Genomic DNA, 14,306 nt, shown 5'->3' with positions numbered 1-14,306 from the left:
GTCATCACAATCGCAAAGGGCTGGCATGCGTTGGTTTAGAACGCGCCAGCCCTTTAAAATATCGGAAGCATGAAGCCAAAAGCGGAAAGATGATCAAGGCAGCTAGGAGAAAGTGAAGTCACGATCAATGAAAGGTGTGTTTTCCTTGATCATGCTTTCGTGCTTCATTCCAATTGTGCGCTGCCATAAACTGCACATGTGACTCGATCAGTTTATCGGATTCATGCTGCCACTGGCTTTGTGGTTGCTGATTACAAAACTCAAGCGCGAGTACGGTAAGGTGCTGTAAACGTTTCATTGACCAGTCTCTTAACTCTATATCGGCGAGAGGTTGGCTAGCCGCAGCTTGCAACTTACTGCTAGCCAGTTGCAGATATTGGTAGGCTTTACTTGGGTTACTGTAACGTAACCCATGGAATACGCGCAAACAGCCATCCAACCAGCAGGCGATGGCTTTACTTTGCAGTTCGGTGACTTCAGGACCCCAAACAGAATCAGGGACAGAGAGGATCAATGAACACAAGGATTCATCTTGATCATGTTTCCGGTTTTGATACCAATCACTGATCGCTTCTACCCAAGATTCTAATTTGATCATGCTGCATCATCCCATTGTTTTACAAAGTGATTCGTCGCCACTTGTTTCACACCTTGATGAACGATCGCGCTGGTGGCACGAATTTCATCAGCTTCTAGTGAATAGTTTGGTTCAGTTTCAACCAAATGACCAAATGGCATGTCAGGATCCGGTACCGCTGAGATAAGTAGCTTAGTGTATGGGTGCTGTGGATTGGTTAAGATTGCTTGGGTATCTCCCCATTCGACAATTTGCCCTTTGTACATCACGGCAGTCTCTTCTGCGATGTAATGTGCGGTAGCAAGGTCATGAGTAATATACAAAAAGCCAATGCCGAGCTCTTCTTTCATCCGCTGCATTAGGTTTAACACCCCAAGACGAATCGACACATCGAGCATCGAAGTGGGCTCATCGGCGAGGATCACTTCCGCACCAACCGCGAGTGCGCGGGCAAGGTTTACTCGTTGACGTTGACCACCACTTAGCTCATGGGGGTACTTTTTCAGCGTGTCTGGTGCCAGCTCAACCAATTGGATCAACTCTGCCAATTTGGCGGGGATCTCTGCGTTACTTTTTACCTGTTTATGGATCTTAAGTGGGCGAGTGAGGTGGTGCTCAATAGTATGAGTCGGATTGAGCGAGCCAAACGGATCTTGAAACACCATTTGCACCTTGCTGCGGTAATCAAGCAGATCTTTGCGGCTGGTGATCTCATCAATATTGCGCCCTTTAAATAAGATCTCGCCGCTGGTTGCTGGGTAAACTTTGGTAATAAGGCGTGCACAGGTACTTTTGCCACAGCCGGATTCACCCACTAAAGCCAGTGTGCGACCTTTATGCAGATTAAAGCTCACACCTTGCAGCGCTTTGAAGCGTTCTACCGATGAGAAGCCGCCACCGATATTAAATTCTTTCACAATATCATTAACTTGGATGATAGGTTCGCTCATGCTAGCACTCCTTGCTTTTGATGTTTACCTTCGTGGATGTTGGGGAATGATGCCCAAAGTTTTTGTGTATAAGCGTGTTGCGGATTAACACGGATCTCTTTGGAGGTATTCACTTCGACAATTTCACCATGGCGCATGATCGCGATGCGATCGCACAGTTGCGTCATCAATGCTAGATCGTGAGTGATAAACAGAATCGAAAAACCAAACTCTTCACGCAGTTGGTAGATCTGTTGCAGGATCTCGCGCTGCACCACCACATCAAGGGCAGTCGTCGGTTCATCCATGATGATCATTTTGGGATTGAGCGCGAGGGCAATGGCAATCACTAAGCGCTGGCGCATCCCACCACTAAATTGATGCGGGTATTCACTAAGACGTTCACGGGGAATATTGACCAAATCCAGTAATTGCTCTGCGCGCTTTTTCGCTTGCTCTTCGCCCATGCCTTGGTGGTGACGCAAAACATCGGCAAACTGCTCTTGCACAGGCAAGACAGGGTTTAATGAGTTCATCGCACTTTGAAATACCATGGCGATTTCGCTCCAGCGAATGGCATTAAATTCCCTCTCTGGCAATTTAAGTAGATCGCGCCCTGCAAAATGAATTTGCCCACCAGAGATAAACGCAGGTGGCTTATGCAGACGGTTAATGGCAAAGGCAATGGTGCTTTTTCCGCAGCCAGACTCACCAGCAAGACCGAATATTTCGCCTTTACCGATATCAAAGCTAACGGATTTCACAGCGTTAAAATCACCGCTGTCGGTTATATAGTCCACACATAAATTGCGTACTTGTATGATTGGATCGGCATGAAAAGCATGCTGTAAAAATTGTTTACTCATAACGACACTCGACTGATAAAGATAATGATTATCATTAACTCTTAATTCGAATGAGAAAAGAAGTCTGAGATAAAAGGGTGAACTCGGTCTAAAAATAGTCAGAGATTGAGGTCGAGAAAAGTGGATTTGGCAGAGAGATGATTGGCGAAAGTTTGTGCTTTGCGTGATCTAAAGCAAGCTGCTTTTTCATAGGGGAATCTTTTAAATGTACTGCGCATTTTTCGCTAGAGCAAAGCAAATTCGAGCGATTTTATTAATCGCTCTGTGAACTATTATCAAAGTCACATTCTCGACTGATTGTGCTTAACAAGTCTGGGGCTGGTTTGCTAAAGATTAGCTCGTCCCTTGCATGGTTTTTCGCGGAGGTTTTTATGTCCATCAATTCTTTAGACCATGATGAAATGACAAGTATTGCAAGTAAGTGGGACTTCACGGAAGAAGTTGAATCGCACAAACCTACTTCAATGGTTAAATCAGCTGAAGCTCGTCGCCGTATTGAGGCACTTCGCGAGATTCGTGAAAGCGGCTTAACAATTGAAGAAGCTCGAGAGCTAGGTTTGCTCCACTAAGCCAAATTAAGGCAATACTTTCCAGTAGGGTGGCTATTCTGTAAGCCACCCTTTGTTGTTTTTGATCTCACCCCATTTTCTTTTCTCAACATTTACTTCTGTTGTGTTATATTTCCGCCTCGTATTTTTAATCGAGATCTAACTATGTCGGTAAATTTGTCGTTGTTACCTGCAGATGAAAAGAACAAAGTGGAGCTAGATAAGCAAGCTGCGTTTCTTGTGTGGAAGCTGAAAGAAGCCAAAGCAGGACCTGATGAGATTGATCAACAAGCAGGCAAGATCATCGATGATGCTGAACGTGCTTGGTTTACTGAGTGTGTGGCAAAATACAAACGACTTATGGGTGTCGCGTAAGCCCAAGCTTACCTAATTCAGGTATAAGAGGCGAAATTGAAAAGCCTCGAATTTTTGCTAAAATCCTTCGCGTTAAATTTAAATTAAGAGAGATCGTCCCGATGGGAAGAAGTTTTGAAGTGCGCAAAGCCTCTATGGCGAAAACTGCAGGCGCAAAAATTAAAGTTTATTCCAAATACGGTAAAGAAATTTACATGTGTGCGAAAAACGGTGGTTCAGATCCAGATATGAACCTATCACTTCGTCACCTAATCGCGAAAGCGAAGAAAGACCAAGTTCCAGCACACGTTATCGACAAAGCGCTAGACAAAGCTAACGGCGGCGGCGGTGAAGATTACGTACCAGCGCGCTACGAAGGTTTCTCTCCAGGCGGTGCTAGCGTAATCGTTGACTGTCTAACAGACAACGGTAACCGTACTTTCCAAGACGTACGTCAATGCTTCGTGAAAACAGGCGCGAAAATTGGTGTTGAAGGTACTGTATCTCACATGTTTGCTCACCAAGCTGTATTCCAGTTCAAAGGCGAAGATGAAGAGTCAGTACTAGAAGCACTAATGATGGCTGACTGTGATGTAACAGACATCGAGCTTGAAGACGGTGTGATCACTGTTTACGCGCCAAACACTGAGTTCTTCAAAGTGAAAACGGCTCTAAACTCTGAGTACCCAGAGCTTACTCTTGACGTTGAAGAGATCACTTTCGTTCCTCAGTCTTACCATGAAATCGGTGCTGACGATCAAGAGAAATTCCAGAAGTTCCTAGACCTTCTAGAAGACTGTGACGACGTACAACAAGTTTACCACAACGCTGAAATCTAATTTGAGCGAGTGACAAACGACAAAGGCTTCGCAATTGCGAAGCCTTTTTTTATGCCCGTATTTTACGCTTGGTGGTAAGTTTGTAGAGCGTAAATAAAATCCCGAGCGTGACCGCCAGTTGCCAGCCGCGCAGGAAGGTACGTTCTAAGCCCATCTCATTCGCACCAATATAGAGTTGAATTGGCAACATAGTCGCGAGTAGGGCGTCGCCATGAAGGTCACGCAGTTTGAAGTCCGCCTTGGCCATCATGCTGGCAAGCAGAAAGATCAAGCTGCCAAGTAAGATTACGTACAGCCCAATGTTGGTCTGGTGACCAGACAGCACTAAGGTAAAAATAAACGCCAGTGCACAGCCGCCCACCTGGGTGATAAAACGTCTTTCCACCACTTGGCGAAACGCATCGGCTTGGCTTTGGGTGGCGGCGGCAATCACCGGAACCAGACAGAAAGTGGCGGATAACATTTCGACTTGCAGCAAAAAACCAACGCCAATACCAATCAGCGCCAGTGACAATAGGCGCTGCTCGGCGCTAACCGGTGTCTCTTCAAACACTGGCGGCTTCGCTTTGCTGGCAACTGGAAACAGTGCGACCGAGGCTTTGCACACCAGTGTGGTGATCACCATAGCAATAAAAATTTCATGGATGCGCGTTGTCATATCGGCGCTGGTGTGCTGCGCAAAGACGATCACCAAAATCCAGTTAAAGGTTGGCATCAACATCGCGCCCATTTTGGCGGGAGTTGTTGCTCTGCGGCGCATCCAATCAAAAAAGATCAGGCTAATGGTCCAAATAATAAATGGGTGTTGAGAGAAGGTGTTGCTCACCACTAAAGCGCAGCTTGCCGCAAGTAGTGTTGGCGCTAGGGTTTTGCCTAAACCTAACCAAGAATAGTCTTTCGCCTTGGTCATGATAATGGTTGGATAGAGCGCTAAATAGACTGGAGATCCGAGATTAAGCAGCTTACCCAGCACCATGCACACCGTGATTGCCAGCGTGATACGCAGCGCCTCATTGCGCTGCGATATTTGATCAAATTGGAATAGGGAAGGGAATGTCATACTCATCACCTTTGTCAGCCAATTAGTAGATATAACGGAACAGTGATACTAGGTGGATCCAGCTATAGCTGATCGCATCAATGATGGTTGAACCGTTTTGTACCGACACGGATGCTCTTGAGCCGGAAATTAGGCGCTGCGCCATTTCAGGTTGCATATCATCGAGCACAATACGCACGCGTACTTTTTGTTGCTCACGGATCCAACGGGTATCGTTCACCACATCAACCAACTGACCATTGCTGTTATCACTATCGCGAATCGCGCGCTCTTGGCTCTCAATATGCCCAGTGAAGACTTGACCTGGAATCGCATCAAACGCGATATAAGCGTGATTGTTGGTATGTAAGTGAGTAATGCCTTTTTCATTAAAATCGGCGCTTAGCCACGCTTGAGATTCGTTTACTAGTAGTAAAGCGGTGGTGCCTTGGCTGATATAGCTACCTGGTTGCAATTGTAAGTTGGTGACGGTGCCGCTCGTTTGCGCCGTAATATGGGTGTGCTGCTCATCAAGCTCGGCGCTGGCTAGCTTCGCTTTAGCCAATTGGATGGCGGCATTGCTGTCACTGTCTGCCAATTGCGCTTCGATACGCATGATGTCGGCTTGCGCGGCGAGCAAAGCGCTTTTGGCTACTTTTACACTCAGTTCGCTGTCTTCAATCGCTTGGGTGGTGGTGAGCCCTTTTTTGTACAAGGCTTTATTACGCGCCAATTTGGCGATGGCATTGCGCTCTTGCTCTTGTTTTTGTAGCAAGGTTTGTTTGGCGACATTCAGCTGTTGTGCACTGGCCAGAAATGCTTGTTGTGCTTGCGCCAATTCTGCTTTGGCTTGGTCAACTTTGAGTTGATAGCCTTGATCATCCAAACGAAATAGCGTCTCGCCTGCTTGAACATGCTGACCATTTTTCACCGCCACCTGCTCAATCACCCCAGATGTTTCGGGTGCAATGGTTGCGATGGTGCGATGCAGTGACGCTTGCGTGGTAAAAGGGGCAATATTGTCAGCCGCAACTAAAAAGAGAGAGAAAAGGATGGTGATGCTGAGAACGGTGTAAAGTAGGTATTGGTAGAATTTTTCTGTCATTAGGCTTCTCTTTATGCTGAATTGTTTTTCACCTCCTTGTTTTTCTTTTTGAATAGCGCTTTTTGGTTAAGCTGTTATCCATGCAGCTAAACGGCGAACTTGTGGCAATACGGTTAGGTTGAGAAACAGCGCACAGGGCCACGCAAGACTGAAACTTTCTAACCAGATCAATGGCCAATCACTGCTAAAGCCAAGCTTATAGCCTGACAGCACGCCAGACATCATTAGCGCCATCGTGAAAGAGGACATTAGTGCGGTGAGCCAAAATTGTTTTGTGTTCATGCTTTTCTCCTGTCTTGCTTGGCTTTGGTGTAAATAGACTATATAACCATTCAATAAATGGAAAAATAAGCAGGAATAGAAGTGTGAATTCCATATTTGGAAATATTGATGATCTCTATTTATTTTGTTCGGTGGTGGAGTTTGGTTCATTGCAAGGGGCATCACGCCATTTGCGTTTGCCCGTTTCGACCATGTCACGCCGCTTGAGCGCGTTAGAAGCGCGGCTTAACGTCAGGTTATTGGAAAAACAAGGGCGCGAGCTGGTGGCAACTGAGTCTGGCATGCACACTTTTAATCTGCTCAAAAGTGGTATGGAGAGCATTGAAACGGCATTTGGACAGCTCAATCAAGACCGCCAAGATGTCGAGGGGAAGATCAAACTGGCGTTACCGTATAACTTCTATCGCGGCTTTGCTGAAGAAGTGGTGGAAGAGTTTCTCCAGTGTTACCCCAAAGTGCAGTTAGATCTCGTGCTAAGCCAAGAGCAGCTTGTGCCGCAAACCGATCGCGATTTGCTGATGACCTTTGATCTGAGAGAGATGGAAGGGATGATCGCTAGACCCTTGTTTGAAGCCAAGCATGGATTTTTCGCCAGCCCTGAATATCTAGAGCGCGTGGGCGATATTACCAGTTTGGAACAATTGCGCGAGCAAGAGTGGGTCTCGGTTGATAACCTGATCGATTTACCGATTTATCGCGGTGATGAGTTGGTGGAGGTAATGTCGATTCAGCCAAAGTTGGTGGTCAATGATATTCTGGCTGTGATTAAAGCGGTTGAAAAGGGTATTGGGATTGCCTCTTTGCCCCTACGACATATCACCTCTGATACGACACAAAATCTGCAGCAGGTTTTACCCGAGTACAACCGCAGCAATCGCAAAGCGTATTTAGTCTATAAGCAGCGTCGCTACCAACCAAGAGCCCTATCATTATTTATTGAAGCGCTGCTGCAAGGGGTGAAAAAAATCTGGTAATCCGCGTAAGGTTAATCTTAGGTTGCACTGCGCTGGCTTAAAACCTCGACTAATGTTTGTTACTGTAGCCGCAAATTGAGTCCAACGGGGAAAAGCATGCAGCTAAAGTATCGACAATTGTTTCAGCAACAATGTTTCATCAACGGGCAATGGCGCGCTGCCACCAACCAGCAAGAGGCGATTACTAACCCCTCAAGTGGCAAGGTGATTGGGCATGTCCCGTTTTTTGGGGCAGCAGAGGCGCTGGAGTGTGTTGATGCCGCGCAAAAAGCGTTCTCACTTTGGAAACAAACCACAGCCGATCATCGCGCTGATATTTTGCGTAGATGGTATGAACTTCTTATCGAGCATATCGACGATCTCGCCACCATTTTAACTCTCGAGCAAGGTAAGCCATTTGCAGAAGCAAAAGGTGAGATCTCCTATGCGGCGAGCTTTGTGCGCTGGTATAGCGAAGAAGCTCGCAGGGCTTATGGCGAGATCATTCCGAGCCATCGCCCTGATGGCAAAATTCTGGTGAGTAAAGAGCCGATTGGGGTAGTGGCAGCCATCACGCCGTGGAACTTTCCCGCTGCGATGATCACTCGTAAATGTGCGCCTGCCTTTGCCGCCGGCTGCGCTATGGTGCTTAAACCTGCACCGGAAACACCATTCACCGCGCTCGCATTAGCCAAGTTGGCTGAAGACGCCGGGTTGCCAAAAGGGCTGTTTAATGTTGTGACTGGTGATGCGATTGAGATTGGACGCGTGTTTACCGCTGATAAGCGCGTGCGCAAAGTGTCGTTCACCGGTTCAACTAATGTCGGCAAAATTCTGATGAATCAGTCAGCCGCAACATTAAAGAAAATGGCGTTAGAGCTGGGCGGCAACGCGCCATTTATCGTATTTGATGACGCAGACATTGATGTGGCGGTTGAAGGGGCGATGATTGCGAAGTTTCGCAATGCAGGGCAGACCTGCGTGTGCGCCAATCGCTTGTTTGTCCACGATGCGATCTATGATGAGTTTGCAGCTAAGCTTGCTGCGCGAGTTAAAGCGCTTAAAGTCGGCGATGGCTTTGCTGCTGATGTCACCATTGGTCCATTAATTAACGTTAACGCGGTCGCGAAAGTGCGCTCACATATTGAAGATGCGCTGAGCAAAGGGGCGCAAGTGCTGTGTGGCAACTTGCCGCAAGACGACAGCTTGTTGGTTGAACCTTTTGTGCTAACTCAAATGCAAGATGACATGTTGGTGGCAGATGAAGAAACCTTTGGTCCGCTTGCGCCGTTATTTCGCTTTTTTGACGAAGCTGAAGTGATTGAGCGGGCCAACAATACCGATTCAGGTTTAGCCGCTTATCTGTATACCCAGTCACTTGGCAGGGCTTGGCGCGTCGCTGAAGCGCTCGAAGTGGGGATGGTGGGGATCAATGAAGGCTTGATCTCAACTGCTGCCGCGCCGTTTGGTGGGGTGAAAGAGTCCGGGCTTGGTCGTGAAGGTTCCCGTCATGGTATGGAAGAGTACCTAGAGATGAAGTACATGTTGATGGGAGGGTTGTCGCGTTAGTCTAATGACTCAGCATATAATCAGCGTATCGAAATGGCTGAAATACGCAGTATAAAGCGACGTTTTTGTTTATTTATCAACGATTCCTGACAAAAGCGGATCAGTAATTTGCGTTTATTCTGACGTTATTTGGCAAAACAATTCTATGATTACTAGAAGTACCTGATTGGTTGAATAAGGAAAGACGATGAAAAAAGCATTACTGATATTGGCTGGCTCTGTATTTGTTCTTGCTGGGTGTCAAGATGAAGCGCCTAGTGAGCCGATTGGTAAAGCACCAGCGGAGCAAGCCAGTGAGAACGTGACTGTCACTGTTACTGAGGGTATCCAGACGATTCAATCGGCAGCAACCAGTACGCTAAGACCAGAGACCGAGCAAACCGAACAGCCGCGATTAACCCACACAGCGCGCAACTCTCTTGATTGGGAAGGTCCATACTTTGGTACGCTTCCTTGCGCTGACTGTTCAGGTATTGCGACGACGCTGACGCTCAACTTTGATGGCACCTACAGTTACGATCAAACCTATCTCGGTAAAGGCGAAGAAGGTGAGTACAAATCGACAGGTGAATTTGTGTGGAATAGCAAAGGTGACACCATCACGCTGTCTAAAGAAGATGACTCACAGCAGTTCTTTGTGGCAGAAAATGCCTTAATGATGCTGGATGTTGACGGCAATAAAGTTGAAGGTGAAATGGCTGACAACTACACCTTAGTGCAGCAAGAGTAGTCATTTCAGCCGTTGTTTTTGGGCTGAATAGATAAAAAAGTGACCATAAGGTCACTTTTTTTATTGGCTGTCTCTACTTAAACCTAAACCTTAAAGCGATTGACCAGAGAGTAAAGCTCATTGGCTCGGCTATTGAGGTTTTGGCTACCTGAGCGGTTTTCGTTGGCAAGTTGCGCCGACTCCATACTCTGATCGGAAATCACCACAATACGCTCAGAGATCTCTTGTCCAACCAAGCTTTGCTGTTCAGTTGCGGTTGCGATAAGCGAGTTCATATCCATAATGGTGGCAATCGAATGTTGGATCTTAACCAAGGCTTCCGCTGCTGCATTCGCTTCGCTCACGGTATCTGAGCTGCGATTTTGACTGCTTTCCATCGCTTTCACCGCATCGTCTGAGGCTGATTTCAGCTGCTGGATCATATTGTGGATCTCACCAGTGCTTTCTTGAGTGCGGCTAGCAAGTTTGCGCACTTCATCGGCAACCACCGCAAAGCCTCGTCCTTGCTCACCCGCTCGCGCTGCTTCAATTGCCGCATTCAGTGCTAATAAGTTAGTTTGTTCGGCGATATCTTGAATCACTTCTAATGAAGATGAGATGTTTTGTACATCACCCTCTAAACGTGAAATCACTTCAGTGGCTTGATGAACTTCATCGGCTAGCGCACCGACAGAATTGGCGGCAGAGTTTACAATTTGCTGCGCTTCAAGCGCATTGTTGTCCGCTTCTTTTGCCGATTCAGCCGCTTGACTGGCGTTGTTTGAAATCTCTTGCGCGGTGGTGGTCATTTCTGTCATTGCAGTAGCAACTTGTTCTGTTTCCTCTCGCTGACCAGTTGCCAGTTCGTCAACTTTAGCCGCACGTGATGACATGCTGGTGGTCTCGGATACCACTTGCTGCCCGACGTTGCTTACGTTGCTAATGATGTTTTGTAAACTGGCAACGAAAGCGTTGAAATTGCTACTTAAGCGAGCATATTCCGGTGCTTTAAAGTCATCCATGCGCGCAGTTAGGTCGGCATCACCACTGGCAAAAGATTGAATAGAGGCGTCGAATTGCTCTAAAGGGCGCATGATAGAGCGGTTAATCGCAATCGCAGCAAAAGTCACTAGAGCCGAAATACCTAAACAGAACAGTACAACGATCGCTAAAGTGTTTTCTAGAGCCGATGTCGCGTTGGCGTTCATATCGGCGATCACCGCATCAATATCATCGGTATAAAAACCAGTACCGATCATCAGGTCCCACTCGGGAATAAAAATTGAGTAACTCAGTTTTGGCAGTGCGACTGTCTCACCTAATTTAGGGAAATAGTAGGTGGTGAATTGACCGGTTTTCGAGTTGGTAATTAACTCCTTGATCAGATAATTACCTTGCTTGTCTTGCAGGTTGATAAAGTTATCACCAATCCCTTTTTCATTCTTACCGTTGAAAATACGTACGCCTTTAGAGTCATAGCCGAAAATATAGCCATTATTACCGTATTCCAATTCTTTGAGGGTCGGCAGTGCTTCTTGTAATGACGATCCGCTGTCTAGGTAAGGCTGTATCGAGGATTTCGCCATTTGCACATAGGTCTTAAGCTCCCCTTTTTTTTGCTCCAGCATAGTGGTGCTGGTGGCTTCAACTTGCTGTGCGGTTAGGCTAGTAGTCTTTACGTAAACCACGCCCATAACCCCCAAAGTGATAAGCAGCAAAGGGATAAAAGACATGAGATAAAGACGAGTTCTTATAGTTAGATTCATAAATAATTCCTGCACTAATTACTTTATTGCGTACAAACTACAACCAAATGTTTTGATAGGTTTTAAAGTATGTTAACAAGTATGTCGGCAGAGAACAGTGAAGCTGAAGTCGTTACGATTTAATTCTTGATAAAAAAGAACTCGCCCCAACCCTGTTGGAGCGAAGATTTGCAGAGTATTAACGCAGTTTGTTGCTTACTGATAATGTTAAAAATATGTTTTGTGTTCTTGTTTTAGGTAGATATGCCAATTCTTATTGATACTTTGATAATGTGAAATACAGAAATCTTTGCGATCCGCTAGATATTCTTTTTCGATTTCATCGAGCAATCCGGCATGTTTTTGCGGATCACTACCAAAAATCAAACACAAAGTAGCGAAGTAGCGTTGCAGGTCAAAACTGTGTTCGTCGATGTATTCATCGACATCGTAGTAGTCGGGGCGCTCCTGTGATTCAAACGCAAACATATCAGCAGCACTGATTGCCGATTCATCACCGCCCTCTACGTATTCAAGCATGATGATGGCAGCGAAATTGTCGACCGCGTCTTCCTCTTTACCCAGTATTGGAATGGAACGATCTTCAATGTAAGCATGACCGGCTTCATGCAACAAAGTATGCAGCAGTGTATCAATGGCACCAGATTCCGCAGAACGACCAAACTTTTCCTGATATTTGTTGGCTTTAAAGTAATTCAAAGCTTCAGTGTAGAACTGGTAGGGCATCATGACCGTGTGCTTTTCAGGATCATAGAGCGGTCCATCCTCACCACCGTAATAGATAGTAAATGGCTGACTAAACGGGAAGTGTTGCTTGGATAGATCAACCACAAGTTGGTTGATGCCTGCATCAATAATGGTCTGTTTAATGGCTAACTCTTGCTCTGAGGTTGGCTCTGAGTAAATCACGGTGATGGAGGAATGAGCAAAGCCAATGGGAGATAAAGCCGCAAGGAAGAGAAGAAATGTCCGATAGAAGTTTCCCATAATGTATCCATTCATTTTATTTATTACTTACAAAAATATAAAGGGCGACAGGCGAGAGTGCCAGTCGAGTAAAAAAATCTGTGCGCCTTGATTGATGTGGCTGATTTTATTGAATTCGAATCAAACCTGCTGCTCGATTATAATTAGGGGTAAACTAGAGCCTGTGATACACTCGCCGCCCTTTGATATTCGAGAGAGAAATTCGCCATGAGCCTAAAGCAAGATCTACAAAAACTTCATAACCGCCTTGATTCAGCACAGCGTAAGTTGGACGCAGCAAAAACCCGTGGTGATCAAGCGATGATCACTAAGTTTACTGATGATGTTGAAGATTTGACTAAAAAAGTAAACTCGCTACGTGGTAAGCAAGACTACGATCTGAATAAAGAGCGTAAGAGTTTGTTAGATATGCCTTTCTCTCGCGAAATTACTAAAGCAGAGCAAGCAGACTTAGGTAAACTGAAAAAATCAGTAAAAGGTCTCGTGATTGTTCACCCGATGACTAAAATCGGTAAACAGTTACGTTTGGATGCGATGACAGGTTTCGCTCCTAAAAAGTTCTAATCTCTCGTAGCAAGCAAGGCGGTCACGGCGTCGCCTTGCTGTTGTTGTCGATAAAACTTATCTACAAAAGTTATCTGAAAAATTCCCTTTCTTTTATTCCAAACGCGCTTGATTATGGCTCACCGCCTGAGTGATATGCATAGCATCACGGCGTTTATGTACATCTAGCTTCTTAAAAATCTTGTAGACATGTGATTTAACGGTACTTTCTGATAAGAAAAGCGAGTTCGCTATCTGTTTATTGGATTTACCTGAAGCGACATGATCGAGAATTTGGCGCTCTCGTGTTGTTAGGCTTTTGTATAGTTGGCAGCGTGTTAGGTTTGGATTTCTTCGTAACATGACCAAATTTTCTAAACATTTTCTTGGTAACCATAAGCCGCCATTAAGTATGTAACCGACGCTTTTATACAAGTGATCGATTGGTGCGCAATTGAGTAGAATACCTTTGAGAGAATGCCAGTAAACATATTCACACTGCATATCCTCTTTTGGCATGTTGTAAATGAGAATGTCGAGTTTAAGAAGGTCAAAATTTGGTAGGGTTTGATTACCAATCATAAACGCGAGCTGCTCAAAATCGACTAGGACAAGATCGAGAGAATCCTGGTCCATAGAATCGGTCAAGTGGTTAACAGGGCATACCGTGACCTCTACGTCGAGATGTTCACCCAACTGTTGCTCCATCAAACTGGTCTGTAATGATTTCTCTGACAAAATGACTACGTGCTTGTTGGTCATTTCCACTGCCCTCCATCTTGTTTTTTTCGTTATCCCTTATGGGCTCTGTCTTAAAGACAGATAAAGTATATTCAAGAAAACTCGGGGGATTGCTGATTTCATGAAATTTACTTACTCATTTATCAATAAAAGCTAATCATTTCGTTTAGGCGACGTGAGATGTTTTAAACAAAAAGGCAATAGGGAACATTTAAGCTTCTGACTTTGCGTTTGTTTTGTTTTGGGGTTTAGCGCTTAAATTTTTCAAACTATTTAAAGTCTGAATTAAACGCGACTAGTCATCAGGCTTCTCGTCAGTCTAATCATCCTATCATCTTCATACTTCACTCATACTTAGCCTCCGCTTGAAACGTAACTGCATGTTTATTAACAAGATGCATATACAACGACTTTGCCCGATCTCCTGAGTTTAATCGCTGTGCTTTTTTAGTCTCATATTTGAGACTTGTGCTGTCAGATGCCTACCTATAATCGAGTT

Annotated in this window: 16 protein-coding genes; 7 read left to right on the top strand and 9 right to left on the bottom strand. The window is 45.5% G+C overall.

Translation table 11 applies throughout. The features are described 5' to 3' along the window. Positions 1–124: 124 nt before the first annotated feature. The 3 genes from DPF93_RS03975 to DPF93_RS03965 are packed head-to-tail and all read right to left on the bottom strand — an operon-like array spanning position 125 to position 2,372. A complete protein-coding gene (locus DPF93_RS03975; protein WP_114764929.1) occupies positions 125–598 on the bottom strand; it encodes a transcriptional regulator in 474 nt (157 codons plus the stop codon). Then, a complete protein-coding gene (locus DPF93_RS03970; RefSeq protein WP_114764928.1) occupies positions 595–1,527 on the bottom strand; it encodes an ATP-binding cassette domain-containing protein in 933 nt (310 codons plus the stop codon). The genes DPF93_RS03975 and DPF93_RS03970 overlap by 4 nt, the downstream gene beginning before the upstream one ends. Continuing rightward, complete coding sequence (locus DPF93_RS03965) at positions 1,524–2,372, bottom strand: ABC transporter ATP-binding protein (RefSeq protein ID WP_114764927.1); 849 nt, start codon at positions 2,370–2,372, stop codon at positions 1,524–1,526. The genes DPF93_RS03970 and DPF93_RS03965 overlap by 4 nt, the downstream gene beginning before the upstream one ends. 371 nt (positions 2,373–2,743) lie before the next feature. Between DPF93_RS03965 and DPF93_RS03960 the strand changes: the two genes are divergently transcribed. The 3 genes from DPF93_RS03960 (at position 2,744) to DPF93_RS03950 (ending at position 4,113) form a co-directional block, all read left to right on the top strand. Continuing rightward, positions 2,744–2,941: a PA3496 family putative envelope integrity protein gene (locus tag DPF93_RS03960; RefSeq protein WP_075648073.1), complete on the top strand. Its 198-nt coding sequence runs from the start codon at positions 2,744–2,746 to the stop codon at positions 2,939–2,941. 144 nt (positions 2,942–3,085) lie between these two features. Then, on the top strand, positions 3,086–3,295 hold the full coding sequence (locus DPF93_RS03955) for a DUF3283 family protein (protein WP_114764926.1): 210 nt from the start codon (positions 3,086–3,088) through the stop codon (positions 3,293–3,295). 101 nt (positions 3,296–3,396) lie between these two features. Beyond that, entirely contained in the window at positions 3,397–4,113 is a 717-nt protein-coding gene (locus DPF93_RS03950) for a YebC/PmpR family DNA-binding transcriptional regulator (RefSeq protein ID WP_114764925.1), read from the top strand. A 49-nt stretch (positions 4,114–4,162) separates the two neighbouring features. Here the strand turns inward: DPF93_RS03950 and DPF93_RS03945 are convergent, their stop codons facing one another. From DPF93_RS03945 to DPF93_RS03935, 3 genes are all read right to left on the bottom strand, one after another. Continuing rightward, positions 4,163–5,173 (bottom strand): DUF2955 domain-containing protein, encoded by a 1,011-nt coding sequence (locus tag DPF93_RS03945; RefSeq protein WP_114764924.1) that lies wholly within the window; start codon positions 5,171–5,173, stop codon positions 4,163–4,165. Positions 5,174–5,195: 22 nt separating this feature from the next. After that, a complete protein-coding gene (locus DPF93_RS03940; RefSeq protein WP_114764923.1) occupies positions 5,196–6,257 on the bottom strand; it encodes an HlyD family secretion protein in 1,062 nt (353 codons plus the stop codon). A 66-nt stretch (positions 6,258–6,323) separates the two neighbouring features. Next, a complete protein-coding gene (locus tag DPF93_RS03935) occupies positions 6,324–6,539 on the bottom strand; it encodes a DUF2798 domain-containing protein (protein WP_114764922.1) in 216 nt (71 codons plus the stop codon). 83 nt (positions 6,540–6,622) lie between these two features. On the opposite strand from DPF93_RS03935, the gene DPF93_RS03930 reads away from it, so the two are divergent. The 3 genes from DPF93_RS03930 to DPF93_RS03920 all read left to right on the top strand — a co-directional run bounded on the left by DPF93_RS03930 (position 6,623) and on the right by DPF93_RS03920 (position 9,791). Beyond that, complete coding sequence (locus DPF93_RS03930; protein WP_208638758.1) at positions 6,623–7,513, top strand: LysR family transcriptional regulator; 891 nt, start codon at positions 6,623–6,625, stop codon at positions 7,511–7,513. A 96-nt stretch (positions 7,514–7,609) separates the two neighbouring features. Next, the gene (locus tag DPF93_RS03925; RefSeq protein WP_114764921.1) at positions 7,610–9,061 is read left to right on the top strand and encodes an NAD-dependent succinate-semialdehyde dehydrogenase; all 1,452 of its coding nucleotides are present in this window, start codon (positions 7,610–7,612) and stop codon (positions 9,059–9,061) included. Positions 9,062–9,248: 187 nt separating this feature from the next. Beyond that, the gene (locus tag DPF93_RS03920; RefSeq protein ID WP_114764920.1) at positions 9,249–9,791 is read left to right on the top strand and encodes a copper resistance protein NlpE; all 543 of its coding nucleotides are present in this window, start codon (positions 9,249–9,251) and stop codon (positions 9,789–9,791) included. Positions 9,792–9,874: 83 nt separating this feature from the next. Here the strand turns inward: DPF93_RS03920 and DPF93_RS03915 are convergent, their stop codons facing one another. Next, positions 9,875–11,536 (bottom strand): methyl-accepting chemotaxis protein, encoded by a 1,662-nt coding sequence (locus tag DPF93_RS03915; RefSeq protein WP_114764919.1) that lies wholly within the window; start codon positions 11,534–11,536, stop codon positions 9,875–9,877. 207 nt (positions 11,537–11,743) lie between these two features. Further along, complete coding sequence (locus DPF93_RS03910) at positions 11,744–12,523, bottom strand: DUF4344 domain-containing metallopeptidase (RefSeq protein WP_114764918.1); 780 nt, start codon at positions 12,521–12,523, stop codon at positions 11,744–11,746. A 207-nt stretch (positions 12,524–12,730) separates the two neighbouring features. Between DPF93_RS03910 and DPF93_RS03905 the strand changes: the two genes are divergently transcribed. Then, positions 12,731–13,087, top strand: a complete 357-nt coding sequence (locus tag DPF93_RS03905) for a YibL family ribosome-associated protein (protein WP_114764917.1) — start codon at positions 12,731–12,733, stop codon at positions 13,085–13,087. Positions 13,088–13,180: 93 nt separating this feature from the next. On the opposite strand, the gene DPF93_RS03900 is transcribed toward DPF93_RS03905, so the two are convergent. Further along, positions 13,181–13,828, bottom strand: coding sequence for a helix-turn-helix transcriptional regulator (locus tag DPF93_RS03900; protein ID WP_114764916.1), 648 nt, complete (start codon positions 13,826–13,828; stop codon positions 13,181–13,183). Between the last annotated feature and the right edge of the window lie 478 nt (positions 13,829–14,306).

The sequence above is a fragment of the Vibrio rhodolitus genome, from assembly GCF_003350325.1.
Classification (GTDB): Bacteria; Pseudomonadota; Gammaproteobacteria; order Enterobacterales; family Vibrionaceae; genus Vibrio; species Vibrio rhodolitus.
The sequence above is the reverse complement of the archived record's forward strand: the minus strand, read 5'-3'. Positions and strand labels throughout refer to the sequence as shown.